25 protein-coding genes are annotated in these 26,405 nt (G+C 64.2%); 21 read left to right on the top strand and 4 right to left on the bottom strand.

Going from position 1 to position 26,405, the window contains the following annotated elements; translation table 11 throughout:
* The first annotated feature begins 1 nt into the window (after position 1).
* From ftsW to ASD44_RS08060, 15 genes are all read left to right on the top strand, one after another.
* The gene (ftsW, locus tag ASD44_RS08130) at positions 2 to 1,162 is read left to right on the top strand and encodes a putative lipid II flippase FtsW (RefSeq protein WP_056110527.1); all 1,161 of its coding nucleotides are present in this window, start codon (positions 2 to 4) and stop codon (positions 1,160 to 1,162) included.
* A complete protein-coding gene (gene murG, locus ASD44_RS08125; protein ID WP_056110525.1) occupies positions 1,163 to 2,290 on the top strand; it encodes an undecaprenyldiphospho-muramoylpentapeptide beta-N-acetylglucosaminyltransferase in 1,128 nt (375 codons plus the stop codon).
* Complete coding sequence (gene murC, locus ASD44_RS08120) at positions 2,287 to 3,693, top strand: UDP-N-acetylmuramate--L-alanine ligase (protein WP_056110523.1); 1,407 nt, start codon at positions 2,287 to 2,289, stop codon at positions 3,691 to 3,693. The genes murG and murC overlap by 4 nt, the downstream gene beginning before the upstream one ends.
* Positions 3,690 to 4,655, top strand: a complete 966-nt coding sequence (murB, locus tag ASD44_RS08115) for a UDP-N-acetylmuramate dehydrogenase (RefSeq protein WP_056110520.1) — start codon at positions 3,690 to 3,692, stop codon at positions 4,653 to 4,655. The genes murC and murB overlap by 4 nt, the downstream gene beginning before the upstream one ends.
* A 256-nt stretch (positions 4,656 to 4,911) precedes the next feature.
* Positions 4,912 to 5,838: a D-alanine--D-alanine ligase gene (locus ASD44_RS08110; protein WP_056110518.1), complete on the top strand. Its 927-nt coding sequence runs from the start codon at positions 4,912 to 4,914 to the stop codon at positions 5,836 to 5,838.
* The gene (locus tag ASD44_RS08105; protein ID WP_056110516.1) at positions 5,826 to 6,764 is read left to right on the top strand and encodes a cell division protein FtsQ/DivIB; all 939 of its coding nucleotides are present in this window, start codon (positions 5,826 to 5,828) and stop codon (positions 6,762 to 6,764) included. The genes ASD44_RS08110 and ASD44_RS08105 overlap by 13 nt, the downstream gene beginning before the upstream one ends.
* The gene (gene ftsA / locus ASD44_RS08100) at positions 6,761 to 8,068 is read left to right on the top strand and encodes a cell division protein FtsA (protein ID WP_056110514.1); all 1,308 of its coding nucleotides are present in this window, start codon (positions 6,761 to 6,763) and stop codon (positions 8,066 to 8,068) included. The genes ASD44_RS08105 and ftsA overlap by 4 nt, the downstream gene beginning before the upstream one ends.
* 94 nt (positions 8,069 to 8,162) lie before the next feature.
* Complete coding sequence (ftsZ, locus tag ASD44_RS08095) at positions 8,163 to 9,800, top strand: cell division protein FtsZ (RefSeq protein ID WP_056110512.1); 1,638 nt, start codon at positions 8,163 to 8,165, stop codon at positions 9,798 to 9,800.
* Between the two features lie 274 nt (positions 9,801 to 10,074).
* Complete coding sequence (lpxC, locus tag ASD44_RS08090) at positions 10,075 to 11,028, top strand: UDP-3-O-acyl-N-acetylglucosamine deacetylase (protein WP_056115703.1); 954 nt, start codon at positions 10,075 to 10,077, stop codon at positions 11,026 to 11,028.
* 204 nt (positions 11,029 to 11,232) lie between these two features.
* Positions 11,233 to 12,096, top strand: a complete 864-nt coding sequence (locus tag ASD44_RS08085) for an outer membrane protein assembly factor BamD (RefSeq protein ID WP_056110510.1) — start codon at positions 11,233 to 11,235, stop codon at positions 12,094 to 12,096.
* A 54-nt stretch (positions 12,097 to 12,150) separates the two neighbouring features.
* Positions 12,151 to 13,821: a DNA repair protein RecN gene (gene recN / locus ASD44_RS08080; protein ID WP_056110508.1), complete on the top strand. Its 1,671-nt coding sequence runs from the start codon at positions 12,151 to 12,153 to the stop codon at positions 13,819 to 13,821.
* A 271-nt stretch (positions 13,822 to 14,092) separates the two neighbouring features.
* Positions 14,093 to 16,297: an NAD-dependent DNA ligase LigA gene (gene ligA / locus ASD44_RS08075; RefSeq protein ID WP_056115699.1), complete on the top strand. Its 2,205-nt coding sequence runs from the start codon at positions 14,093 to 14,095 to the stop codon at positions 16,295 to 16,297.
* The gene (locus tag ASD44_RS08070; RefSeq protein ID WP_056110506.1) at positions 16,297 to 16,992 is read left to right on the top strand and encodes a TIGR02453 family protein; all 696 of its coding nucleotides are present in this window, start codon (positions 16,297 to 16,299) and stop codon (positions 16,990 to 16,992) included. Before ligA ends, ASD44_RS08070 begins: the two co-directional genes overlap by 1 nt.
* Positions 16,993 to 17,090: 98 nt before the next feature.
* Positions 17,091 to 17,816: an AzlC family ABC transporter permease gene (locus ASD44_RS08065; RefSeq protein WP_056110504.1), complete on the top strand. Its 726-nt coding sequence runs from the start codon at positions 17,091 to 17,093 to the stop codon at positions 17,814 to 17,816.
* Positions 17,813 to 18,109 carry an AzlD family protein gene (locus ASD44_RS08060; RefSeq protein ID WP_056110502.1) on the top strand — a complete coding sequence of 99 codons (297 nt, stop codon included), beginning with the start codon at positions 17,813 to 17,815 and terminating at the stop codon, positions 18,107 to 18,109. The genes ASD44_RS08065 and ASD44_RS08060 overlap by 4 nt, the downstream gene beginning before the upstream one ends.
* On the opposite strand, the gene ASD44_RS08055 is transcribed toward ASD44_RS08060, so the two are convergent.
* Positions 18,106 to 19,953 (bottom strand): aminopeptidase P family protein, encoded by a 1,848-nt coding sequence (locus tag ASD44_RS08055; RefSeq protein ID WP_056110500.1) that lies wholly within the window; start codon positions 19,951 to 19,953, stop codon positions 18,106 to 18,108. The genes ASD44_RS08060 and ASD44_RS08055 overlap by 4 nt on opposite strands.
* 203 nt (positions 19,954 to 20,156) lie before the next feature.
* Here ASD44_RS08055 and ASD44_RS08050 point away from each other — a divergent pair, with 203 nt between their 5' ends.
* Positions 20,157 to 20,336 (top strand): hypothetical protein, encoded by a 180-nt coding sequence (locus tag ASD44_RS08050; protein WP_056110498.1) that lies wholly within the window; start codon positions 20,157 to 20,159, stop codon positions 20,334 to 20,336.
* A 16-nt stretch (positions 20,337 to 20,352) separates the two neighbouring features.
* Here ASD44_RS08050 and ASD44_RS08045 read toward each other — a convergent pair whose 3' ends face one another.
* A complete protein-coding gene (locus tag ASD44_RS08045) occupies positions 20,353 to 21,225 on the bottom strand; it encodes a 50S ribosomal protein L11 methyltransferase (protein ID WP_056110496.1) in 873 nt (290 codons plus the stop codon).
* 19 nt (positions 21,226 to 21,244) lie between these two features.
* Positions 21,245 to 21,823: an SCO family protein gene (locus ASD44_RS08040; RefSeq protein WP_056115696.1), complete on the bottom strand. Its 579-nt coding sequence runs from the start codon at positions 21,821 to 21,823 to the stop codon at positions 21,245 to 21,247.
* 227 nt (positions 21,824 to 22,050) lie between these two features.
* Between ASD44_RS08040 and ASD44_RS08035 the strand changes: the two genes are divergently transcribed.
* The 4 genes from ASD44_RS08035 (at position 22,051) to ASD44_RS08020 (ending at position 24,334) form a co-directional block, all read left to right on the top strand.
* The gene (locus ASD44_RS08035) at positions 22,051 to 22,557 is read left to right on the top strand and encodes a cytochrome b/b6 domain-containing protein (protein WP_056110493.1); all 507 of its coding nucleotides are present in this window, start codon (positions 22,051 to 22,053) and stop codon (positions 22,555 to 22,557) included.
* A 76-nt stretch (positions 22,558 to 22,633) separates the two neighbouring features.
* Positions 22,634 to 23,113: a CreA family protein gene (locus ASD44_RS08030; protein WP_244478824.1), complete on the top strand. Its 480-nt coding sequence runs from the start codon at positions 22,634 to 22,636 to the stop codon at positions 23,111 to 23,113.
* 104 nt (positions 23,114 to 23,217) lie between these two features.
* Positions 23,218 to 23,859 (top strand): DapH/DapD/GlmU-related protein, encoded by a 642-nt coding sequence (locus ASD44_RS08025; RefSeq protein WP_056110491.1) that lies wholly within the window; start codon positions 23,218 to 23,220, stop codon positions 23,857 to 23,859.
* A 184-nt stretch (positions 23,860 to 24,043) separates the two neighbouring features.
* A complete protein-coding gene (locus tag ASD44_RS08020) occupies positions 24,044 to 24,334 on the top strand; it encodes a hypothetical protein (RefSeq protein WP_056206755.1) in 291 nt (96 codons plus the stop codon).
* Positions 24,335 to 24,410: 76 nt separating this feature from the next.
* Here the strand turns inward: ASD44_RS08020 and ASD44_RS08015 are convergent, their stop codons facing one another.
* Positions 24,411 to 25,592: a hypothetical protein gene (locus tag ASD44_RS08015; RefSeq protein ID WP_056110487.1), complete on the bottom strand. Its 1,182-nt coding sequence runs from the start codon at positions 25,590 to 25,592 to the stop codon at positions 24,411 to 24,413.
* Positions 25,593 to 25,867: 275 nt separating this feature from the next.
* Here ASD44_RS08015 and ASD44_RS08010 point away from each other — a divergent pair, with 275 nt between their 5' ends.
* Entirely contained in the window at positions 25,868 to 26,317 is a 450-nt protein-coding gene (locus tag ASD44_RS08010; RefSeq protein ID WP_056110486.1) for a low affinity iron permease family protein, read from the top strand.
* Positions 26,318 to 26,405: the final 88 nt, after the last annotated feature.

The following is a 26,405-nucleotide window of genomic DNA, read 5'->3' as shown; positions in this document are numbered from 1 at the left end:
TATGGCACGCGCGAGCCGTCTGGATAAAAGCCCGGTCGCCACATGGTGGTGGACCGTCGATCGATGGTTCCTGGCGGCCTTCCTGTCGCTGATGGGGCTGGGCATCGTGCTGTCCTTCGCCGCAAGCCCGGCGGTCGCGCAACGCATCGGCCTCGATCCGTTCCATTTCGCGACCCGCCAGATCATCTTCACCGTGCCGGCGCTGGGCGTGATGCTGGCGGTTTCGTTCCTGGATTCGCGTCAGATCAGGCGCACGGCCCTGCTCATGCTCGGCGTCATGCTGGTGCTGATGGTGGCCGTTCTTTACGTCGGCGTCGAAGTAAAGGGCGCGCGGCGCTGGATTTCCTTCGCCGGCCTGTCGATCCAGCCGTCGGAATTCCTCAAGCCGGCCTTCGTGGTGATCTGCGCCTGGTTGTTCGCCGAGCACAAGCGTCACCCCGATATTCCGGGCAACCTGTTCGCCATGATCCTGCTCGGCCTGGTGCTGGCCTTGCTGGTGGCGCAGCCCGATCTCGGCCAGACGATGCTGGTGACCGGCACCTGGGGTGTCATGTTCTTCATGGCAGGCCTGCCGTGGCTGTGGATCATCGTGCTCGGCGCCACGGGCGCCGCCGGGCTGTTCGCGGCCTATACCGTGTTCCCGCACGTCGCCGGCCGCATCGACCGCTTCCTGACCGGAGAGGGCGATACGTTCCAGGTCGACATGGGCCACGAGGCGCTGGTCAATGGCGGCTGGTTCGGCGTCGGTCCGGGCGAGGGGACGATCAAGCGCGTCATTCCCGACAGCCACGCCGACTTCGTCTTCTCGGTCGCAGGCGAGGAGTTCGGCCTCGTCATGTGCTTCTTCATCATGTCCATCTTCGCCTTTATCGTTCTGCGCGGGTTGAACGCCGCCATGAAGGAACATGACGATTTCAGCCGCTACGCGGTTGGCGGGCTGGTCACCGTGTTCGGCCTGCAATCGGCCATCAACATGTGCGTGAACCTGCAGCTCATCCCGGCCAAGGGCATGACGCTGCCGTTCATCTCCTATGGCGGCTCCTCGCAGATCGCCATCGCCATCTCCATGGGCATGGTGCTGGCGCTGACCCGCAAGAAGCCGGAGAAACGCCGTCCGATCGGCTTCGGCGGCGTTGCCCAGCATCCGATGCCGGCGGAATAGATGGCGAGAGGTGTCATCCTCCTCGCAGCGGGCGGCACCGGCGGGCATCTTTTTCCCGCCGAGGCGCTTGCGCATGAATTGAAGGAACGCGGCTGGACGGTGCATCTGGCCACGGACGACCGCGTCAACCGTTTTACCGGCCATTTCCCGGCTGCCGGCGTTCACCAGATCCAGTCGGCGACGATCGGCTCGCGCAACCCGCTGGCGGTGGCCGCCTCATTCTGGTCGATCTGGCGCGGCGTGCGACAGGCGTCCAGCGTGATTGCGCGCATCAAGCCCGACGCCGTGGTCGGTTTTGGCGGCTATCCGACCCTGCCGCCGCTCTATGCCGCGACGCGGCGCCGGGTGCCGTCGCTGATCCATGAGCAGAACGCAGTGATGGGGCGCGCCAACCGCGTGCTCGCGCGCCGGGTCGATGCCATTGCCGGCGGGTTTCTCGCCGAAGACGAAAGCGCCGCCGGCGCGAAGACGGTGACGACCGGCAACCCTGTTCGTCCGGCGGTGATCGAAGCAGCCGCAACGCCCTACACGCCGTCGCGGAGCGATGAGCCGTTCCATCTCCTGGTCTTCGGCGGCAGCCAGGGCGCGCAGTTCTTCTCCGATGCGGTTCCGGCGGCGATCGCTCTGCTTTCCGAGGCGCAGCGGCGGCGATTGAAGATCGTGCAGCAGGCGCGCGCCGACGACGTCGCGCGCGTCAAGGAGGCCTATGGTGCCTTGAGCGTCGAAGCGCAGGTGTCGCCCTTCTTCACCGACATGGCGCAGCGCATCGCCGCTGCCCATCTGGTGATGTCGCGTTCCGGGGCCTCGACCGTGTCGGAGATCGCCGTGGTGGGCCGGCCGGCCCTTCTGGTGCCTTATCCGCATGCGCTCGACCATGACCAGGCGGCCAATGCTGCCGCGCTGGCCGCGGCCGGCGGCGCCGAGGTGCATCCGCAGGCGACGCTGTCGCCGGAACGCATCGCCGAGCTGATCGGCGGGCTGATGGACGACGCGGACAGGCTTGCCGGTATGGCGGCGGCGGCGAAATCGGCCGGAAAACCGGACGCGGCGCGGTTGCTCGCCGACCTGACAGAGGCTATTGCGTCCGGCAAAACGGTTTCGGAATTCAGGAAGGATATGAGCGCATGAAGATGCCGGAGACCATCGGTCTGGTGCATTTCATCGGCATTGGCGGCATCGGCATGAGCGGCATCGCCGAGGTTCTGCACAATCTCGGCTATCAGGTGCAGGGTTCGGACCAGGCCGACAGCGCCAATGTGCAGCGGCTGCGCGACAAGGGTATCGAGTGCTTCGTCGGCCATCGCGCCGAGAATCTCGGCAAGGCCGAGGTGGTTGTCGTGTCGACCGCCATCAAGAAAGCCAATCCTGAACTGAAGGCGGCGCGGGAAAAACTGCTGCCGATCGTGCGGCGCGCCGAAATGCTGGCCGAGCTGATGCGGTTTCGCCAGGCGGTCGCCATCGGCGGCACGCATGGCAAGACGACGACGACCTCCATGGTCGCGACGCTGCTCGACGCCGGCGGGCTCGATCCGACCGTCATCAATGGCGGCATCATCAATGCCTACGGCACCAACGCCCGCATGGGCGACGGCGAATGGATGGTGGTGGAGGCCGACGAAAGCGACGGCACTTTCCTGAAATTGCCGGCGGACGTGGCCGTGGTCACCAATATCGATCCCGAGCATCTCGACCATTACGGCTCCTTCGAGAAGGTGCGCGAGGCGTTCCGCCAGTTCGTCGAGAACGTGCCGTTCTACGGGTTCGGCGTCATGTGCACCGATCATCCGGAGGTGCAGACGCTGGTTGGCCGCATCGAGGACCGCCGCGTCATCACCTATGGCGAGAATGCGCAGGCCGATGTGCGCTTCACCAATCATCGCGTCGATGGCGCGGCCTCGGAATTCGATGTCGTCATCCGTGACCGCAAGAACGGCAGGACCGTCACCATGTCCGGGTTGCGCCTGCCGATGCCAGGCCGGCACAATGTATCGAACGCCACCGCCGCCATTGCCGTGGCGCATGAACTCGGCCTCTCGGAAGACGCGATCAAGAGGGGGCTGGCTTCCTTCGGCGGCGTCAAGCGGCGCTTCACCCATACAGGGTCGTGGAACGGCGTCGAGGTGTTCGACGACTATGGCCACCATCCGGTGGAGATCAAGGCGGTGCTGGCGGCGGCGCGGGACGCGGCCAGGGGCAGGGTGATCGCCATCGCGCAGCCACACCGCTATACGCGTCTGCACGATCTGTTCGACGATTTCGCCGCCTGCTTCAACGATGCCGACACGGTCATGGTGGCGCCGGTGTACGCGGCGGGCGAGGATCCGATCGAGGGCGTGTCGTCCGACGCGCTGGTTTCGCGCATCCGCTCCGGCGGGCATCGCGACGCGCGCTACATCGAGGGCGCGGAAGCCGTGGCGCCGATTATCCGCGACATCGCAAAACCCGGCGATTTCGTCGTCTTCCTCGGCGCTGGCAATATCACCCAATGGGCCTATGCGCTGCCGCGCGAACTGTCCGAGGCCGCCGCTTGATGCAGGGCGACGCGCTTCTTCACAAACTTGGCGACAGGCTGGCCGGCCTGCGGGGCCGGCTGACGCCGAACTCCGACATGGACAAGATCACCTGGTTCCGGGCCGGCGGGCTTGCCCAGGTGCTGTTCCAGCCTGCCGACGAGGAGGACCTGGCGCAGTTCCTGCGCGCGGTTCCGGAAGAAATCCCGCTGGTGATTGTGGGCGTCGGCTCCAACCTTCTGGTGCGCGACGGCGGCGTGCCGGGGTTTGTCGTGCGCCTCTCGGCCAAGGGTTTTGGCGAGACGCAGGCGATTTCGCCGACCCGGCTGAAGGCCGGCGCGGCGACGCCGGACAAGCGCGTTGCAGCCGCGGCGCTCGAAGCCGGGATCGGCGGGTTTCATTTCTACCATGGCATTCCGGGCTCCATCGGCGGCGCGCTGCGCATGAACGCCGGCGCCAACGGCGTCGAGACCCGCGAGCGCGTGGTCGAGGTGCGGGCGCTCGACCGCAAGGGTGAGATTCATACGCTTACGAATGCCGACATGGGCTACGCCTATCGCCATTCGTCCGCGCCGGCCGGGTTGATTTTCACGTCGGCGGTGATGGAGGGGTATGCCGAGGACAAGGAAGCGATCAGGACGGCCATGGATGCGGTCCAGCATCATCGCGAGACGGTGCAGCCGATCCGCGAGAAGACCGGCGGCTCCACCTTCAAGAATCCGGAAGGCACCTCTGCCTGGAAGGAGATCGACAAGGCCGGCTGCCGCGGCCTGATGGTCGGCGGCGCGCAGATGTCGCCGATGCATTGCAACTTCATGATCAACACCGGTTCGGCCACCGGTTTCGAGCTGGAATATCTCGGTGAGACGGTGCGCGCCCGGGTGATGGAAAATTCCGGCATCCGCCTGCATTGGGAAATTCGCCGCATCGGCAATTTCCGCTCCGGCCGCGAGGTTCAGGAATTCCTCGGCCAGTTGCTCTGATCGATTGTCCTTTCCGTTGCTTTGCGGACTCAGTCGAACTTTTTCTTCCAAGTTTTTTCAGAAAGTGAATCCCTCGGAATCCGAAGCACTTGCCAGCGAATCAACTCTCTGATTCTGTGGGTTCAAGAGTTTCCTGATTTGAGTCGTGCAGCGCGTGCGGCGCGTTTTCCGTCCGGTGGGGCACCCAGCCGGAAGACGTCGGATTCAACTCCGGAATTGAAGTGCGGACCCGCCGTGAGAGGGAAATGACGGGGATATGAAAAACAAGCATGTGGCTGTCCTGCTAGGTGGTTTCTCGTCCGAGCGGCCCGTGTCCCTGTCTTCGGGAAAGGCTTGCGCAGATGCGCTCGAGGCTGAAGGCTACCAGGTCACGCGCGTCGATGTCGGACGCGATGTCGGCTCGGTGCTCGCCGATCTCAAGCCGGATGTCGTCTTCAATGCGCTGCACGGCCCGTTCGGCGAGGACGGCACGATCCAGGGCATCCTGGAATATCTCGCCATCCCCTATACGCATTCGGGCGTGCTCGCTTCGGCTCTCGCCATGAGCAAGGAGCAGTCCAAGAAAGTCGCCAAGGCAGCCGGCATTCCGCTGGCGGAATCCAAGGTCATGAACCGCCATTCGATCGGCGGCGAGCATCCGATGAAGCCGCCCTATGTGGTCAAGCCGGTCAACGAAGGTTCGAGTTTCGGCGTCGTCATCGTCAAGGAAGGGCAATCGCATCCGCCGCAGGTGATCTCGTCGCCGGAATGGAAGTACGGCGATACGGTCATGGTGGAGCGTTATATCCACGGCCGCGAACTGACCTGCGCGGTGATGGGCGATGTGGCGCTCGGGGTGTGCGAAATCATCCCGACGGGCCATTCCTTCTACGACTATGATTCAAAATACGTCGCCGGCGGATCAAAACACGAAGTTCCGGCTAAAATTTCATTAAATATTTACCAAAAAATACAGACACTGGCACTCAAGGCTCACCAAGCAATCGGCTGCCGGGGCGTCTCCCGGTCGGACTTCCGCTATGACGACCGTCACTCCGAAAACGGCGAGGTCGTCTGGCTGGAAATCAACACCCAGCCGGGCATGACGCCGACCTCGCTTGTGCCGGAGATCGCCGCGCAAGCGGGTCATTCGTTCGGCGATCTGTTGAGCTGGATGGTGGAGGACGCTTCGTGTCTGCGTTGAGGTCGGGACAGATCAGGACAGGTTCGGCGCGGACGCCGCTGTCGGCCCTGTCCTTCTCGTTCGATCATTTCGTCCTGCCGCGCTGGCTGCGCCGGCCGGTGCGCCTGCTTTCGCGCATGGGCAATGGCGAGGTCAACGCACCGCCTTATGCCGCGACCATCATGTCGGCGGTGTTCCTGGTTTCCAGCTCTCTTTACGGCGGCTATCTGGGCGGCCATCTCGATAGTTTCGTGCAGGCGGTCACCGCGCGCACCGGCTTTGCCGTCGACCAGATCAAGGTTGTCGGCAACCGCGAAACCTCCGAAATCGACGTTCTCGACAAGCTCGATCTCAATGGCTGGACCTCGCTGGTCGGCTTCGACGCCGAGGCGGCGCGCGAGCGCATCGCGACGCTGCCCTGGGTGCAGGAAGCCGCCGTCCGCAAGGTCTATCCGCATACGCTGGAAGTGCGCCTTGACGAGCGCACGCCGTTCGCGATCTGGCAGCAGGGATCGCAGCTTTCGGTCATCGAGCGTTCCGGCAACCGCATCGCGCCCTATGCCGGCGGCAACCAGGCGCAACTGCCGCTGATCGTCGGCTTCGGCGCGCCGGAACATGCGCCCGACCTGCTGGCCAAGCTGGCGCCGTATCCGGACCTGGCGTCGCGGGTCAAAGGCTATATCCGTGTCGGCGAACGGCGCTGGGACATCAAGCTCGACAACGGCATCACCGTGAAGCTGCCGGAAGTCGGCGAAGACAAGGCGATTGCCGATCTGGTGGCGATGGATCGAGACAAGGGCATCCTGTCGCGCAACATCGTCGCCATCGACATGCGCCTTGCCGACAAGCTGGTGGTGCAGCTGACGCCCGAGGCCGCCACCGAGCGGGCCGCGGCGCTGAAAGAAAAGCCGAAGGCGATGAAGCGCAAGCCGGAGGCACGGATATGAGCTGGCTTGGCGGTCAAAACGATGCCGGCGCGCGCCGTTCGGGCGTGCTGACGGCGCTCGACGTCGGTTCGAGCAAGGTCTGCTGCGTGGTGGCGAAGCTGAAGCCATGCGATGACGGCAAGCTGCTGCGCGGCCGGTCGCATCGCATCCAGGTCATCGGCATCGGCCACCAGAAGTCGCAGGGCGTCAAATCGGGCGTGGTCGTCGATCTCGACCGCGCCGAGCACGCCATCCGTCTTGCGGTGGACGCTGCCGAGCGCATGGCCGGCCTGACTGTCGATTCGCTGATCGTCAACATGACGGCGGGACGGCTGAAGAGCGAAGGCTTCTCGGCGACGATCAATCTCGGCGGCCATGAGGTCGACGAGGCGGACATCAAGCGTGTGCTGGCCGCCGGCGCCAAGCAGGCGCTGCGGGCCGAACGCGAAGTGCTCCACTCGCTTCCGGTCGGTTTCTCGCTGGATTCGGAACGCGGCGTGCGCGATCCGCGCGGCATGGTCGGCGACACGCTGGGCGTGGACATGCATGTGCTGACCGGCGATTCCGCGCCGCTGCGCAATCTGGAACTCGGCATCAACCGCTCGCACCTCTCGGTCGAGCGCATGGTGGCGACGCCTTATGCCTCCGGCCTGGCGGCGCTGGTCGACGACGAGCTCGAAATGGGCGCCGCCTGCATCGACATGGGCGGCGGCACCACGACGATCTCGGTGTTTTCCGAAGGCAAGTTCGTCTATGGCGACGCCATTCCGGTCGGCGGCAATCATGTGACGCTCGATCTGGCCAAGGGGCTGTCGACCTCCATCGAGGCTGCCGAACGGCTTAAGGTCATGCATGGCTCGGCGCTGCCCGGAAGCGCCGACGACCGTGACCTGGTGACGATCCAGCCGATCGGCGAGGAAGGCGACGCACCGCTGCAGGTGCCGCGCTCGGTGATGACGCGCATCATCCGCGCCCGCATCGACGAAACGCTGGAAATGCTGCGCGAGCGCATCAACAAGTCCGGTTTCGGCAATGCCGTCGGCAAGCGTGTCGTGCTCACAGGCGGCGCGAGCCAGCTTTCCGGCCTGCCGGAAGCGGCGCGGCGGGTGCTGGGACGCAACGTTCGCGTCGGCCGTCCGCTCGGCGTGGCCGGGCTGCCGGAAGCGGCCAAGGGGCCGGCTTTCTCGACGGCGGTCGGCCTTTTGATCTATCCGCAGATGGCCAGCTTCGAGAGCCAATATGCGCAAGGAATGTCCCGTCTGAAGATGACGGGAACGGGTGGAACGTTCCATCGCATGAGTCAGTGGTTGAGGGACAGTTTCTAGATGTGGCGGGGCAACCCGTAGGTTTTGGATTTGGCGGGGCAACCCGTAAGCGGCCGCGACGGCGAAGCGGCGGGAAAGGCAAAGGACGAGGACTATGACAATCAATCTACAAAAGCCGGACATCACCGAGCTCAAGCCGCGGATCACCGTGTTCGGTGTCGGCGGTGGCGGCGGCAACGCGGTCAACAACATGATCACCGCCGGGTTGCGCGGGGTTGATTTCGTGGTGGCCAATACCGACGCCCAGGCGTTGACCATGTCGAAGGCCGAACGGCTGATCCAGCTCGGCGCGCACGTCACCGAGGGCCTCGGCGCCGGTTCGCAGCCGGAAGTCGGCCGGGCCGCCGCCGAAGAGTGCATCGATGAGATCATCGATCACCTGTCCAACACCCACATGTGCTTCGTCACCGCCGGCATGGGCGGCGGCACCGGCACCGGTGCTGCTCCCGTTGTTGCCCGCGCGGCCCGCGAAAAGGGCATCCTGACCGTCGGCGTCGTCACCAAGCCTTTCCACTTCGAAGGCCAGCGCCGCATGAAGACCGCGGACTTCGGCATCGAAGAACTGCAGAAAAGCGTCGATACGCTGATCGTCATCCCCAACCAGAACCTGTTCCGGCTGGCCAATGACAAGACCACCTTCGCCGACGCCTTCGCCATGGCCGACCAGGTGCTGTATTCGGGCGTCGCCTGCATCACCGACCTGATGGTCAAGGAAGGCCTCATCAACCTCGACTTCGCCGACGTCCGTTCGGTGATGCGCGAGATGGGCAAGGCGATGATGGGCACCGGCGAGGCTTCCGGCGAGGGCAGGGCGATGGCCGCTGCCGAAGCCGCGATCGCCAACCCGCTGCTCGACGAGACCTCGATGCGGGGCGCCAAGGGCCTGCTGATCTCGATCACCGGCGGCCGTGACCTCACCCTGTTCGAAGTCGACGAGGCGGCTACCCGCATCCGCGAGGAAGTCGACCAGGACGCCAACATCATTCTTGGCGCCACCTTCGACGAGGATCTGGAAGGCGTCATCCGCGTGTCGGTGGTCGCCACCGGCATCGACAAGTCGGCCGAACAGATCGCCGCCGCGCCGATTTCGATCCGTCCCGCGCAGCCCAAGCCGGTCGCGCGGCCTGCCACTGCCGAGATCCGTCCTGTCGCCCAGCCGCCGATCCAGGAGCCGCGTGCCGCCGATCCGGTGGCCGAGGCGATCCAGCAGGCTGAAGCGAACGCCGCCGCCATGGCCTTGCGCCCGGCGGCAGTGGAAGAGGCCCGTCCGCAGAGCAAGCTGTTCCAGGCTCCCGCTGCCCAGCCGCAGATGCAGCAGCCTGTCGCTCAGCCGGCTCCGCAGCCTGTGCAGATGCGCGAGATGGTCCAACCTGTGGCCGCGCAGCGTATGCCGCGGGTCGAAGACTTCCCGCCGGTCGTGAAGGCCGAAGTGGAAGCCAAGACGAACCCGATCGACCATGACAGCGGTCCGATGGGCTTGCTCAAGCGCCTCACCACGGGCCTGACCCGTCGCGAGGAGGAGCCTGCCAGACTGCAGCCGGCACAGCCGCGCGAGCCGAAACTGCGCCAGGCCGCGCCCGAGGTTCGCCGCCTTGCCGGTCATGACGCCCAGCTCTATGCGCCGCGTCGTGGTCAGCTCGACGAGCATGGCCGTCTGGCTCCACAGTCGCAAAGGACTCAGGAGGACGATCAGCTGGAGATTCCGGCCTTCCTGCGCCGCCAGGCGAACTGACGTCCCCAAGTCCCGACGATTATCAACAGGCAAACGAGAGATCGTTTGCCTGTTGATGTTTTTAGCGCAATAGAATCAATCGCTTATTCGTATCGTGGAAACGTCTTGTTTCGTAACAAAGAGTAAGAAAGCGTGATTTGGCGTATATTCCGGGCACCACTATCTTCCACAAAACTTGAGGTGGCATGCGGCGTTTTGGGGATTTCGCCGGAGTGTCATGACAACCAAGAGCCGCAGACACGGAATTGACAAAGCGGACGCGGAAGCTTCGGGCGTGGGGTTGATCTTGCACGATTATCAAACGACGGTCAGATCGCGGATAACGCTGGAAGGCATCGGCGTTCATAGCGGCAAGCCCGTTTCCGTTCATTTCGTTCCCGCTGAAGCCGATACAGGGATCGTGTTCCACGTGCTGGGCGAGGACGGATCCGTCGTCAAGGAGCTCGGCGCGCTGGTGTCCGAAGTCGGCGCCACTGACCTGTGCACGCTGCTCGGCGATCCGGAGGGCTACCACGTCGCGACCGTCGAGCATCTGATGGCGGCGCTTTTCGGCATGGGCGTCGACAATCTCGTGATCGAGATCGAGGGCAGCGAGGTTCCTATCCTCGACGGCACCGCGATGGGGTTTGTCGAGGCGTTCGACCAGGCCGGCATCGAGACATTGTCTTCCAAGCGCCGCTATATCCGCGTGGTCAAGCCGGTGCGCATCGAAAATGGCGCATCCTGGGCAGAATTCCGTCCCTATGTCGGCACGCGGTTCGAGGTCGAGATCGATTTCGAGACGCCGGCCATCGGCCGTCAGCAATTTGCCTCCGATATGAATGCGGATATCTTCAGGCGGGACATCGCCCGCGCACGAACCTTCGGCTTCATGAAGGATGTCGAACGGCTGTGGGCGGCCGGCTATGCGCTGGGTTCATCGCTGGATAATTCGCTGGTCATCGGCGACGATCACAAGGTCATCAACATCGGCGGGCTGCGTTATCCCAACGAGTTCGTGCGGCACAAGACGCTGGACGCGATGGGCGACCTGGCGCTTGCCGGCGCGCGCTTCATCGGTTGCTTCCGCTCCTACCGCGGCGGCCATCGTCTGAACGCGGCGGCGTTGCGGCGTCTGCTTTCGGACCGCACCGCCTTCGAGGTTGTCGAAACGACGCGCCGGGATCGCGGCCGCACGGCCGAGATGAGCCCGGTGAGCGCGCCTGTTCATGCGCCTTGGGTGATCTGATCCCTTATCCGCCCGCAGACTGCCCCTTGCGCCGGCCTGTTGCCCAAATGTCACGCGCGCCAGCCGAAACCTGCTGTCCGCCGGCTGGGTGGGCTGCGCCACAAAAATGTGCGATTGCCGGACGATAGCGTTGCCGCACTGGGCAGTTATAGTCTATGGCTGCTCGCCGAATGACCGAAACGGTGCCGAAAGAGCGAACCGATCATGTTTTTCAGACGGGCTGATATAGCGAAAGCACCGGCAAGCGCCGCTTTCATCGCGGTGATTGCTGCGCCGCTCTTCCTTTCCGCCTGCATGTCGTCGGAGACCGACGTCGACCTGTCGACCTATGTCGACCAGACGGAGCCGGCCGATGTGCTCTACAATCAGGGCCTGGCCAACCTGAATTCGGGGCGGCTGGGCGAGGCGGCGAAGAAATTCGCCGCGGTCGACCGGCAGCACCCCTATTCTGAATATGCGCGCAAATCGATGGTCATGGGCGCCTTCACCAATTACCGGCAGGGCAACTACGACGATGCCATCAGTTCGGCCAAGCGCTATTTGACGCTCTATCCGTCCACCGAGGATTCGGCCTATGCCGAGTACATTATCGGCCTGAGCTACTACCGGCAGATCAAGGACGTGACGCAGGACCAGAAGGAAGCGCGCCAGACCATCCAGGCGATGCAGGATCTGGTCAACCGCTGGCCCGATTCCGAATATGCCGAGGACGCGAGAGCAAAAATGCGCTTCGCGCAGGATCAGCTCGCCGGCAAGGAAATGCAGGTCGGACGCTATTATCTGGAGCGCCGCGAATATATCGCCGCCATCAAGCGCTTCCGCACCGTGGTGGAGACCTATTCCAACACGCGCCATGTCGAAGAAGCCCTGTCTCGCCTGACCGAAGCCTACTACGCCATGGGCCTGACCGACGAGGCGCAGACTTCCGCCGCGGTTCTCGGCCAGAACTTCCCCGACAGCCCGTGGTACAAGGATTCCTACAAGCTGCTGCAGACCAAGGGCCTGGAGCCGCGTGAGAACGGTGCTTCCTGGATATCCAAGGCCGGAAAGATGATCACCGGCGCCTGATGCGGCTTTTGAGGCCGCATCACGGCTTCATTGGATAGGTGCTATAGGCTGTCGATGCTCTCCAGGTTGTCGATTCGCGATATCGTCCTGATAGAAAAGCTGGACATCGATTTTGCGTCCGGCCTGTCCGTGCTCACCGGCGAGACAGGCGCCGGCAAATCCATCCTTCTTGATGCGCTGTCTCTGGCGCTCGGAGCGCGCGGCGATGCCGGGCTCGTCCGCCACGGCGCGGCGCAGGGCCAGGTGACCGCCGTGTTCGACGTGCCGCGCAACCATCCGGTGCGCGCGCTGCTGGCCGAGAACGCCATCGACGACGACGGCGACGTCATCCTGCGGCGGCTGCAAACGGCGGATGGGCGCACGCGCGTCTTCGTCAACGACCAGCCTTCCAGCGTGGCGCTGATGCGCGACATCGGCCGTGCGCTGGTCGAGATCCATGGCCAGCACGATGAACGCGCGCTGGTGGATGCCGCCTCGCACCGGGAATTGCTGGACGCGTTCGGCGGGAATATGGGAGCCGTGCGCGCCACGGGCGAAGCCTGGCGCCATTGGCGGACCTGCGAGCAGCAACTGGCGCAGCACCGCGCCAAGGTGGAGGCGGCCGCGCGGGAGGCCGACTATCTGCGCGCCTCCGTGGCCGAGTTGTCCGGTCTCGACCCGCAGCCCGGCGAGGAAACGGATTTGGCCGACATCCGCGCGGCGATGATGCGGGCCGAAAAGATAGCCTCGGAAATCCACGATGCGCAGGACGTGCTGTCGGGAGCGTCATCGCCGCTGCCGCAACTGGCCAGCCTGCTGCGCCGCCTGCAGCGCAAGGCAGGCGAAGCCCCCGGCCTGCTGGACGAGGTGGTGACTTCTCTTGATGAAGCATTGCTGTCGCTCGATGCCGCGCAATCCGGTGTCGAGGCAGCGCTGCGGGCGACGGAATACGATCCTCAGAAGTTGGAGAAATCCGAAGAACGCCTGTTCGCTTTGCGGGCAGCGGCGCGCAAGCACAATGTGGCCGTCGATGATCTCGCCCAGCTGCGCGACACGATGGCGGCGGATCTGGCCGATCTCGACGCCGGCGAGGAGCGCCTGCACGGGCTGGAAAAGCAGGCGGTGGCCGCGCGGGAAACCTACGATGCGACCGCCGCGCAGCTCTCCGCGCTGCGCCATGCGGCAGCGATCGGCCTGACCAAGGCGGTGATGGCGGAGCTGCCGGCGCTGAAGCTTGAACGGGCGGACTTCATCGTGGAGCTTTCCAGCGAGCCGGACAGCCGCATGGAAGAGGGGATCGACCAGGTCGAGTTCTGGGTCCGCACCAATCCGGGCACGCGGCCCGGACCGATGATGAAGGTGGCGTCCGGCGGCGAGCTGTCGCGCTTCCTGCTGGCGCTGAAAGTGGCGCTGGCTGATCGCGGCTCTGCGCCGACGCTGGTCTTCGACGAGATCGACACCGGCGTCGGCGGCGCGGTGGCTGACGCCATCGGCCAACGGCTGGCGCTGCTTTCCAAGCGGGTTCAGGTGCTGTCCGTCACCCATGCGCCGCAGGTCGCGGCGCGAGCCGAGACGCATTTCCTTATTTCCAAGACGGGCGGGGCCGACCGCGTCGCCACCGGCATTGCAGAGATGGATCGGGCGGCGCGGCAGGAGGAGATCGCCCGGATGCTGGCCGGCGCGACCATCACCGACGAGGCCCGCGCGGCGGCGGAGCGGCTGCTCAGGGAAAACGCGGCGGTTTGAGGATGCCATCCTTCTTTCTCCTACAAGGGAGAAGTCAAGATTAGCGCGGCGTCCTACCTCCCCCTTGTGGGGAGGTCGGCGGGCAACGCCCGCCGGGTGGGGGTATGGAAACGATTCTGCGCCCCCACCCCGTCTCGCAATCTTCACTTCGCTACGACTGCTCGCCGACCCTCCCCACAAGGGGGAGGGTAAAGGGCACGCGCCCTCTTGAACGCCACCCCGCCCTGCGGCCATAGTCCGTCCCCGAACCATGACGGAATCTGCCATGTCCTTGTCCGACAAACCCATTGATGCGTTGAGCGCGGCAGAAGCCGCCGCCGAACTGGAAAGGCTTGCCGCCGAGATCGCCGGGCACGACCGGCGCTACCATGGCGAGGATGCGCCGACCATCACGGATGCGGAATACGATGCGCTGCGCATCCGCAATGCCGCCATCGAGGCACGCTTCCCGGAGCTGGTGCGCGAGGATTCGCCGTCTCTGAAAGTTGGCGCGCCCCCGGCGGAAGGTTTCGCCAAGGTGCGCCACGCTGTGCCGATGCTCAGCCTTGCCAAGGCCTATACCGACCAGGACGTGGTGGATTTCCTGGAACGGGCGAAGCGCTTTTTCGAGCGCGACAAGGATTTCGACATCGCCTTCACGGCGGAGCCGAAGATCGACGGTCTGTCGGCGTCGCTGCGTTACGAGAACGGCGTGTTCGTGCAGGGCGCGACGCGCGGAGACGGCGCGGTGGGCGAGGACATAACCGCGAACCTCAAGACCATCGCCGACATTCCGCACCGGCTGAAAGGCTCCGGCTGGCCGGACGTGATCGAAATCCGCGGCGAGGTCTACATGACCTATGCCGAGTTCCAGGCGCTGAAGGAGCGTTCGGCGGCGGTGGGCGGGCAGGATTACGTCAATCCGCGCAACACGGCGGCCGGTTCGCTGCGCCAGAAGGACGCCTCCGTCACCGCCAGCCGCAACCTGAAATTCTTCGCCTATGCCTGGGGCCACACAACGGAGGACCCCGCGCCGACGCAGTACGAAGCGGTGCGGAAATTCGCCGATTGGGGGTTCAAGATCAGCCCGCTGATGGTGCGGGCGAAGTCGGTCGAGGAACTGATCGCGCAATACAAGATCATCGAGGCGCAGCGTTCCTCGCTGGGCTACGACATCGACGGCGTCGTCTACAAGGTCGACCAGCTCGAACTGCAGCGCCGCTGGGGCTTCGTTTCCAGCGAGCCGCGCTGGGCGGTGGCGCACAAGTTCCCGGCCGAACGGGCGACCACGGTGTTGCGCGAGATCGACATCCAGGTGGGGCGCACCGGCACGCTGGCGCCGGTGGGGCGGCTCGACCCGGTGACGGTCGGCGGCGTCACCGTCGTCAACGTCACGCTGCACAATGAGGATTATATCGCCGGCAAGGACTCGAACGGCCTGCCCATCCGCGACGGCAAGGACATCCGCATCGGCGATACCGTCGTCATCCAGCGGGCAGGGGACGTCATTCCACAGATCGTCGATGTCCTCCTCGAAAAGCGGCCGGCCGAGGCGCGGCCCTACGAGATGCCGCACGCCTGTCCGGTGTGCGGCTCGCCGGCGACGCGCGAGATCAACGAGAAGACCGGCAAGGAGGATTCGCGCCGCCGCTGCACCGGCGAACTGATCTGCGCGGCGCAGGCGGTGGAGGCGTTGCGCCATTTCGTGTCGCGCGGCGCCATGGATATCGAGGGACTGGGCGCGGAGAACATCGACCTGTTCTTCAATGCCGGCCTGATCAAGACCGCCGCCGACATTTTTACTCTCAAAGACCGCAAGGCCGATGTCCAGCGCGCCCTGTTCGAGCGGCGCGAGGCGCAGGCTCAACTTCGTGAGGCTGCCAAGGGCACGACGCGCAAGAAGGTGCTGTCGGCGGAGGAGCGGACCTATGAAGGCCTCGACAAGCTGTTCGCGGCCATCGACGCGCGCCGCGAGCCGGAACTCGACCGCTTCATTTTCGCGCTCGGCATCCGCCATATCGGCGACACAACGGCGGCGGTGCTGGCGCGCACCTTCTCGACCATCGAGGAACTGATCCGGGTCGGCAAGGAGACGGCCGCGGCCGAGGACCCGCATACGGTTTTCCCGTCGGTCAACGGCATCGGCGACACGGTGATCGGGGCGCTGCGCGATTTCTTCGGCAATGAGCGCAACGACGCGGTGATCGAGGCGCTGCTCACGCATGTGCATCCCAAGCCTTATGTTGTGACCGCTTCGGCCGACAGCGTGGTCGCCGGCAAGACCGTCGTGTTCACCGGCTCGCTGGAGAAGATGACGCGCTCTGAGGCCAAGGCAATGGCCGAGCGCCTTGGCGCCAAGGTGGCCGGCTCCGTCTCGGCCAAGACCGATCTCGTGGTGGCCGGGCCGGGCGCCGGTTCCAAGCTCAAGCAGGCCACCGATCTCGGCGTCGAGGTGATCGACGAGGATGCATGGCTGGAACGGATCGGTCGGGCGTGATGAGCGGTTCGTTCAAAGGCTTCGGTGACAAGGCCATTCCGTTCCTGAAGGCGCTGGATTTTCACCAGAGCCGCGAATGGTTCCTGGAGAACCGCGACCTGTTCGAGCTGCACCTCAAGGAGCCGTTCGGCGATCTGGTCGACACGCTCACCGAGCGCTTCGCTGCCGAGGGATTGGACCTAAAGGGCGACCGCAGGAAGTCGCTGTTCCGCATCAACCGCGACGTTCGCTTTGCCAAGGACAAGCGGCCCTACAACCGGCACCTGTCGGCCATCCTGTCGCCGGACGGGACGAAGATGGAACAGGGCGTGTTCTTCGTCCATATCGGGCTGGAGCGCTGCTTCGCCGCCGTCGCGTGGTGGCAGCCGCGTCCGGACCTGCTGCAGGAGATGCGGCGCACCATCGCGGAAAAGCCGCAGGATTTTCGCGCGCTGGCAGCGAAGCTGGCCAAGGGCAGGCTCGAACTCGACGACCAGGAGCGGATGAAGCGCATGCCGCGCGGCTTCGAGGGCGTGGCGGACGAAGACCTCGCGGCCGCCATCCGCAACCGCCACTTCGTCGTGCGGCAGGAGATCGACCCGGCGTCCATCCATTCGCCGGAACTGGTGGATGAGCTTGTCGATTTCACCCGCCGCGCAAAACCGCTGCTCGACTGGGGCAGGCGCATCGAGGGCAGGGTGCCCGCCGGCGCTTGAGTCGCGGCGATCACTTTCCTTGATCGCTGGCTCAAGCGATTTGGTGTGACAGCCCGGGCGCCGCTTTCTAAACAGTTCCGTCTTTCAAGGAGTTGTCGATGACGTCGGAAATTGTTTCCGAACGCGCCGTGGCAGGCGAATTCTGGCGCGGCATGCGGCTCGGCTTTCCGGTCGTCGTTGCCTCGGCGCCGTTCGGCCTGCTGTTCGGGGCGTTGTCGGTCGAGAACGGCTTCACCGTGTTCGAGGCGTTCCTGATGAGCGCCACCGTCTATGCGGGTGCGAGCCAGATGGTCGGCATCGGCCTGTTTGGCCAGAAGGTCGCGCCATGGCTGATCGTTCTGTCGATCCTGGCGGTGAATTTCCGCCATGTTCTCTATTCGGCGGCGGTCGGCCGTCACCTTTCGGGCTGGCCGCTGATCCAGCAGGCGCTGGGCTATCACCTTCTGACCGACCCGCAATATGTGCTGACCGAGCGTGAAGCCGAGGAGCGCGGCAAGGTCGGCTTCGCCTGGTATCTGGGCGCGGGGATCGTCGTCTATGTCTGCTGGGTGGCGGAAGGCGTCATTGGCGCGGTGTTCGGCAGCCTCATTCCCGATACCCATGCGCTCGGCATCGACTTCCTGCTGCCGATCTACTTCCTCGGCCTGGTGATGGGCTTCCGCAAGCGGCCGCTGTGGCTGCCGGTGGTGGCGGCAAGCGCGGTCGCCTCCATCATCGCCTACAAGACCGTCGGGTCGCCCTGGCATGTCACCATCGGCGCCATGGCCGGCATCCTCTTTGCCGCCATCGTGCCGGCGAAGCCGGATGGGGAGCCGCTGGCGTGAGCGTCAACATATGGATCATCCTCGCGGCCGCCGTCGCCACCTATCTGACGCGGGTCGGCGGCCATCTGGTGATTTCGCGGTTCGACAGGATTCATCCGCGCGTCGAAGCGGGCCTGAATGCGGTGCCGGCAGCTGTGCTGACCACGCTGGTGGCGCCAGAGATGATCAATGCCGGTCCCGCCGAATGGCTGGCGATCGTGATCGCGCTGCTGGTCTCGCTGCGCTTCGGTCTGATGCCGATGTTTCTGGTCGGTGCGGCGGTGCTGATCGCCGCCCGGCAGTTCATGGCTTAAGCAGTCTTGTCGTCGTGCGGCAGCGGCGCGCAAGCCTTTTCCAGCCAGGCCAGCGCCTCGCCGTCCAGCATGGGGCCGATCTCGGCCAGCACGCGGGCATGGTATGCATCCAGCCAGTGCAGTTCCTCACGGGTCATCAGTTCGGTGTTGAGCATGCGCTTGTCGAAGGGCGCCAGCGTCAGTGTCTCGAAGGAATGCATGTCGATGTCGCCGCCTCCGACCGCCTCGGCGGGCGAGACCAGAATGAGGTTCTCCAGCCGGATGCCGTAGGCGCCTTCCTTGTAGTAGCCCGGCTCGTTGGAGATCATCATGCCCTCCAGCAGCTTTTCGGTTCCGGTCTTGGCGATGCGCTGCGGGCCTTCATGAACCGCGAGATAAGACCCGACGCCGTGGCCGGTGCCGTGGGCGAAGTCCAGACCGTGCCGCCACAGCGCCATGCGCGCCACCGCGTCGATGTCACAGCCGCGCGTGCGCGGGGGAAAACGCAGCATCGAAATGCCGATCATGCCCTTCAGCACCAGCGTGTAACGGTCGCGCATCTCCTGCGTCGGCTTGCCCATCGGCACCGTGCGCGTGATGTCGGTGGTGCCGTCCTGGTATTGCGCGCCTGAATCGAGCAGGAACAATTCGCCGTCGCCGAGCACGCGGCTGGTGGTGCGCGAAACCCGGTAGTGCATGATGGCGCCATTCGGCCCGGCGCCGGAAATCGTGTCGAAGGAGACGTCCCGCAGCGGCATCTGCGTTTCCTCGCCGGTCTGCCGGCGGCATTCCTCGAGCTTCGTCACCACGGCGATCTCGTCCAGCGATCCGGGTTTCTGACGGTCCAGCCAGCACAGCAATTTGGCGACCGCGGCGCCATCGCGGCGATGCGCGGCACGGCTGCCGGCGATCTCGGCCTGGTTCTTGGTGGCGCGCGGGATGCGGGCAGGGTCTGGAACGGCGACGACCGTGCCGCCATTCTCCTCGACCAGCATGCGCAGCTTTTCGGCTGCAAGCGCCGGATCGAGGGCGATTTTCGCGCCGCCCTTTGCCAGTTTCACCACGGCCGGCTCGAACTCCGCCGGCTCGTGCGGTTCGGCCAACTGCGTGAGGTAGGCATTCACGGTGCGCGAGAATTTGCGGCTGTCCATGAAAAGCTGGTGATTGCCGTCGGCGGCGAGGATCGCGAAGCCCAACGCCAGCGGCGTGTGCGGGACGTCGCCGCCGCGTATGTTGAAGGCCCAGGCGATCGACGACGGATCGGTCAGCACGGCGTGGGTGGCGTCTTCCTTGGTGATGGCGGCGGCCAACCGCGCCAGCTTTTCCCTGGCGAGTTCGCCGGCAAAGGCGATCGGGTGCAACTCGACCGGGGCAAGCGGCGGTTCGGGCTGGTCGCTCCAGATGGCGTCGACCGGGTTGGTTTCCACCGGGACAAGGGTGGCGCCGGCTTTTTCGGCCGCCGCCCTGAGTGCCTTGACCTCGCCTGTTGTGTGCAGCCAGGGATCGAAACCGAGACGCGCGCCCTTGCCGAGATTGTCCCCGATCCAGAGACGCGGCGGGTTATCGACGAGGCTTTCGATGGCGAAGACGTCGAGATCGACTTCCTGGCGCACCTGCAACGTATAGCGCCCGTCGACGAAGACGAAGGCGCGGTCCTTCAGCACGATGGCGACGCCGGCCGAGCCGGAAAAACCGGTCAGCCATTTCAGCCTGGAAGCGCGTGCGGGCACATATTCGCCCTGGTGCTCGTCGGCGCGCGGGACGATGAAGCCGTCGAGAGCGTTGTCCGAGAGCCATTTGCGCAGCATCGCCACGCGCGGCTTGCCAACGGAAGGATCGCCTGCCGGATCGAAAGTCTGAAACATGCTGCCGCCATCTCCTCGCTTGTGACGCGACCGTACCCATCCGCCGGTTGGCTGGCAATGCGGGGCGCTTGATCCAGCCTCTTGTCGGCCCTGCATCGCTGCATGGGTCCCATGCTCAATCGGCTGTTCTCAAACAAGGTCAGTAATGCTTACCTATTTTGCAGGGAGGAACGAGTTGAACCTTTCTGGACAGGAGAACGACCATGGCTACTTCGACCCGCGGTTTCTTCAGGAACGCCTTCGACGCCCTCATCACCGCGCGCCAGCGCGAAGCTGCCCGTTATGTCAATGGTGCGCTACTTTCCTATGACGACGAGACGCTCAAGGCCCTCGGCCACAATCGCGAAGATCTGCAGAAGCGCTCGCGTTCGCTCTACATCTGAGCGATATGCCGCGCCTTCAGCGCTTCAGATGGATGGTCACCCATCCTTCGCGGTGCGTCGTGCGGACGTGCCGGAACATCTGGCCGACATAGGCTGAGACGACCGCGTCCCGCTGGCGGTCGAGAATGCCGGACAGGACGAGCGAACCGCCCCGCGATATATGCCGGGCCATGGCCGGCGCCAGGCGCATCAGCGGCCTTGCCAGTATGTTGGCAACGATGAGATCGAACGGCGCCCGGTCTCTAAAGACCGGATGATGGAATCCCGGCGCCGTGGCCGTGGTGACGAGCGAAGCCGCATGGTTCAGCCGCACGTTGGCGGCCGCGACGCGGACGGCGACCGGGTCGATATCGGTCGCCAGCACCGGAATGCGGGCGAGTTTCGCCAGGGCGATCGCCAGCACGGCACTACCCGTGCCGAGATCGAGCGCGTTTCTCGGGCGCTCGCGCAAGACAACCCGCTCCAGCATTTTCAGACAACCCGCCGTGGTGCCGTGATGGCCGGTGCCGAAGGCCAGCCCGGCCTCGATCTCGATCGCCAGATCGCCATTGCGGCGCTTGCCGCGATCATGAGCGCCATGGACGAGGAAACGTCCGGCGCGGACCGGTTTCAGCCCCGCCAGGGATTGCGCCACCCAGTCGATGTCGGGCAGCGCTTCGCGCTCGACGGCGCGCGACAGCGACAGGCCGGCCAGGATGTCGCGGATGCGGTTCTCGACGCCGTCCAGATCGTCTTCTGCGTAAAGGGATACTTCGTGTAGGTCGCGCTCCTCGTCGAGTTCGAGCACGGCGAGGGGAAAGCCGTCTTCCTCGAACGCAAATTCGAGCGCGGCGAAGATCCGGTCGGCTTCCGCCTTCGAGGCAGTCAAGTGAAGGCGCGTCTGGCCCATCTGCAGCGACTTTCGGTGATCAGCCCTTGGCAGCCAAATTCTTGAGCTTGGTCTTGGCGGTTTCGGCGCTCTCGCCATAGGCGATCGTGCCGGCGAAGTCGCCCTTGCCGTCGAGCAGCAGCACGGATGCGGTGTGGTCCATCGTGTAGTCGCCGCCGTCCGTCGGCACTTTCTTCCAGTAGATCCCGAACGACTTGGCCATGGCGTGGACCTTCTCCGGATCGCCGGTTATGCCGAGGATGCGGTCGGAGAAGTTGCTGATGTAGGTGTTCATGATCTCCGGCGTGTCGCGCTCGGGGTCGACCGAGACGAAATAGGCGCGCAAATTCTGCCCATCGGGCCCGAGGTCCTTCAGCCAGCCGGCCATTTCGAACAGCGTCGTGGGGCAGACCTCGGGGCAGTGGGTGAAGCCGAAGAAGACGACGCTCGGCTGGCCGCGGAAGGCGGCCTCGGTGATCGGCTGGTTCTTCTGGTCGACAAGCGTGAAGGACGCGCCGAACGGCTCGCCGCCATAGTGGCCGCGATACCAGTCGAAGGTCAGCCAGCCGATGCCTGCCGCCATAAGCACGAGAATGCCGATCAGTATCGAACGCATCATAAGGCAATCCATCCGGTCGTTGCGCGCCGTCACGGCGCGGCCGCGCGCGTTCAGGACTGCCTGATACGGTACGCGGGTTTCGCCGACAAGCTTACCGCCGCGGCGACGTCGGGCAAAGACGCCGCAATGCCGCAACCCGGGGCGGCTTTAACCGGCATTACCAAACCTTCATTTGACTTGTCCCGTCCGGTTGGCATTAGCATCGAAGCCGACCACGGAGCCTGCAAATGCCCAACGCCGCGCCCTCAGCCTATTCCCGGACCCAGATCATCCTGCACTGGACCATCGCGGTCCTTATCCTCGCACAGTACCTGTTTTCCGAGGGTATGGAGCACGCATGGCGGGCATTCGTGCGCGGGCAGGAAGTTTCCGCCGCCGACCTGCCGCTTGCCTACATGCACGCCGCCTTCGGCGTGATCGTTCTGGTGCTTGCTGCGGTGCGGCTGTGGCTGCGGGCAACGCGAGGGGTGCCGTCGCTGCCGGCGGATGAGCCTGAGCCCTTGAAATGGCTTGCGCATATCACGCACGGATTGATTTACCTGCTGATTTTCCTGGTGCCGTTCTCCGGCGCGGTGTCCTGGTTTTTCGGGGTGCAGGGCGCCATAGGCGCGCATCTGATCGGCAAGACGGTGCTCATGTACGTCGTTGCGATCCATATCGCCGGCGCGCTCGTCCAGCATTTCGTGCTCAAGACCAATGTGCTTCGCCGCATGATCGCATTTGGCCGGGCATGAACTGCTTGCAAAATCCGCATCTCCTTCCCACCTGTCGCTGACCATAAACATAGGCAGGAGTTCGACCGTGCGGCATATCTTGAAGGGCTTCCTAGCCATCGCCATTCTAGCCTGCGCCGGTGCCGCCGCTGCACAGGAGGTCGGAAAGGTCGGCGTCGACTGGCTCGGCAACGACATCGTCATCGAGGCGGTCAAGGATCCCAAGGTGGAAGGCATTACCTGCCACGTGTCCTATTTCGACCGCGGCGTGATCGACCGGCTGCAGAAGGGCAACTGGTTCGAGGACCCGTCCGATTCCTCCATCTCCTGCCGGCAGACCGGACCCATCACCATCGGCGACATCGACCTCGGCGAGGAGGGTGAGGAGGTGTTCAAGCAGGGCATCAGCCTGATCTGGAAGAAACAGGTGGTGAACCGGATCTACGATAAATCCACAGAGACGCTGATCTATCTGTCGCATTCCCGTCAGGTGCAGGACGGCTCGGCCAAGATGTCGCTCACCACCGTTCCGCTCTATGGGCAGAGCGTGGTGTGGGCGAAGGGGAAGCCGCAGTAGATTCAGGTAAGGTCGGCCTGCAAACGGCTTTTTCTGCTCGCCGTGTCCTGAATCTCGTTCACCTCTTGCTTGCGGCACCTGGCGCGGCGGCGTAAAGCCGCGATATGGACCGCCGAGACGACCTCATCGCAAAAGATTCCGAGCCGCGCATTCATCCAACGGCTGAGTTGAAGTCATGCCGGCTGGGGCGCCATGTTTCCATCGGCGAGCGGGTCGTGTTGCGGGAGGTCGATGTCGGCGACTTCTCCTATTTCGAGCGGCATTCCGAGGCGATCTACACGAGCATCGGCAAATTCTGCTCCATCGCCGCCAACAGCCGCATCCATGCGCTCGAACACCCTGTTGAGCGGCTGACGACCCATAAGGTCAGCTACCGGCCAAATGAGTATTTCCGCTGGCTGGGGGTCGATGCGGCATTTCGCGAGCGCCGGCGACAAAAGCACGTCACCATCGGCAACGATGTCTGGATCGGCCACGGGGCGGTCATCATGCCGGGCGTCACGATCGGCAATGGCGCGGTGATCGGCGCCAATTCCGTGGTGACGAAGGATGTTGCGCCTTACACGATCGTGGCCGGCGTGCCGACGCGTCTCTTGCGCCGCCGCTTCGAACCGGACATCGCCGCGCGCATCGAGCGGCTGGCCTGGTGGGACTGGCCGCCGGAGAGGCTGGCAAAAGCCATTCCCGACATGCAGTCGCTGGCCATCGGGGCTTTTCTCGACCGCTGGGAAAACGGCGCTTCGTGAATATCCGGCTGCGCCGGTAACCACGTCGCTTAACGTAAAAGATTAAAGTTAAAAATTGGAAAACGGGTTGTATTGATCAAATCAAACAATCCAAGGTTGAAGTTATCTGGCTGAAATGCAGTAATGAACTCGGAGATACGTTTTGGAAAGCGGAAGGAAACCTCAGCAACAATAGGAGTGAGTCATGAACAAGTACGCATTTGCTTTGACCGCCGCTGTCGTTTCCTTTTCTGCCGTTGGCGCGCAGGCCGGCGGCTTCGGCAAGGGAGGGCATTCGGGATATTCGAGCGGGTTCGTCAACATCGGCCTCGGCGATGTGAGCGTCCTCAACGGCATCGGCAATGGCAATGCCATTCTCAGCGGCAACGTCGTTTCCGGTATCCTGAACGGCAACAAGACCAACGTCCTCAGCGGCGTGCTGAGCGGCATTGGCATCAACACCCTCAACAACAGCTACAAGATCAAGAAGCACTGAACGGGACGGCCGGACATTAAATTGCCCGGCAGGGGGCGGGAGGGTTCAGCCGAACCTTCCCGTTTTTTCGTATTCGCTAGAGCCTGGACCGCATGGCGATGAAAATATCGGTGGTTTCCTCGCGAATGTCGACGACGGTCTTGAAGGTCCTGGAAAAATCCACCCGCGCCACGATATGCAGCTTGCCGCTGGCCTTGTAGGTCGCTTCGGCGAAGAAGCCGTGGCCGCGTTCGTCGTTTTCGAACAGGAGATTGCGCTTGTTCTCTCGGAAAACGCCGGCGGCAAGAACAAGATCCTCGCGAAGCTTCAGACTTGTCTCGACCTCGGCGCGCTGCAGCCACGAAGCCAGCGGATCGTCGCTGTCGGCGGTTTCGTAGCGGCCGAACCAGGCGCCGCGAAGTTCGAAGCCCAGGGGCAGCGGTTTGGAAGCCGTCAACTGCCATTCCGGCCTGACCTTGCTGTAGAGGCCGTTCACCGATGTGCGCAGCAACTCGGCTCCCAGCGCAAGGCCAAGCGTCGAGCCGTCCTCGCCGGTCATGACGGCTTCCGCCCGCAGCCCGTACTGCGCGAACGAAAGCCCTACCGGGGGCGTACCCAGTTCTTCGACCGAAACCAGCAGAGCCGAAGCCGAGCCGCCGAAGGCCAGCCGACCGGCGGTGCGGGTCAGGCGGGCGGCGAAGCGGCGCTTGTCGCGGTCGGGGTCGAGCCGCGTCGCCGGCAGGATGTCATGCTGGAAATGCGTGCGGCCGACATTCTCCACGCTGTCGGAGGCTTCCAGGATCAGCGTCGTGGCCTTGCCGAGGTTCAGCCCGAGCTGGAGCTGGCCGGTGAGGACCTGCTTCGCCGTCGCGGTGCCCAGGGTCAGCGGGCCTATCGACAGGTCATCGCCCTCGCGCGCGACGCGGTAGCTCAGCGTGCCGCGAAGTTCGACCGCGGCGCCGAACCGCCGGAATGCTTCTGCCGCGAGCAGGAGCGCCCGGTCGTCTTCGATTGAAATTTGATCGTAGCGCGATGCCTGGAGTTCGCCGGACAGCGTGAGCTTGGCGTCGTCCTCACCGAACTGGCGCTGCAGCGTGCCGCGCATGAGCGTGTACCAGTCGGACACGGGTCGGTCGCTGTCCAGCGCGTTGCTGGTGAAGTGCCGCTCGATGCTGCCCGTGGACTGCCAGTCTTGAACCGGTTCCCCGCCTGCCCGACTTGCGCCCACGTGGCCGATGCCGGCCGCGGCGAACAGGACAATCGCGGCAAGGCGGCGCATCGTTCGACCATCTCCCCGGCATGCCGCGAACTTGGCAGCACCCCGGCGAGAGACCCCTTCCGCCATGCGGGGTGGCGGCTGGCGGAAGGGGCCGGAGGTACCGCTTTGGGCGGAAGGAACAGGCTCTTTGCCTGCAGGGAGAGTGTCTCAAATCAACTTTAAAGTGCTTTTTATTTGCTGCTCACTCTATGGTTGCTATCAGTTGCAAAGCCATGCCGGCGGCCTTGGAACTTTTGCGAGGGGGCGGATGTTTCTGAACGCAAAAAGGGAATCCCATGTTCGAAAAGCTTTTCACCAAGGTCGCCAACAAGGTTGCCCATATAACCGGCCTGCCGCTCACCTTCGCGATCTGTTGCCTGACCGTGATCGTTTGGGCTGTCAGCGGGCCTGTCTTCGGCTTTTCGGACACCTGGCAACTGGTCATCAACACCGGCACGACCATCATCACCTTCCTGATGGTCTTTCTCATTCAGAACACCCAGAACCGCGATGGCGCTGCCATTCAGGCGAAGCTCGACGAGCTGATCCGGGTGGGCGAGGCGCAGAATCATTTCATTGGCATCGAACATTTGACGGAAAGCGAGGTGGAGGAAATCCGCAACAAATGCGAAGAGGCCGCCAAGCGCCACGACCGGGAAGAGGAACAAAAGGTCAAGAAGATCGCGCGCAAGACCGCCGAGACGGTCAGTTCCAGGAAACAGAAGCCGCGCCAGAGCGCTGCCTGATCGCCGCGCTCTTTTCCGGCAGCTGTCGCCGTTACAATGATTGACCCGGCCTGATGCGCCGAGCATGGTGCCGCCGATGAACGGAGAG

The sequence above is a fragment of the Mesorhizobium sp. Root554 genome (assembly GCF_001427025.1).
Lineage (GTDB): Bacteria > Pseudomonadota > Alphaproteobacteria > Rhizobiales > Rhizobiaceae > Mesorhizobium.
This window is presented reverse-complemented; position numbering and strand designations above follow the sequence as displayed.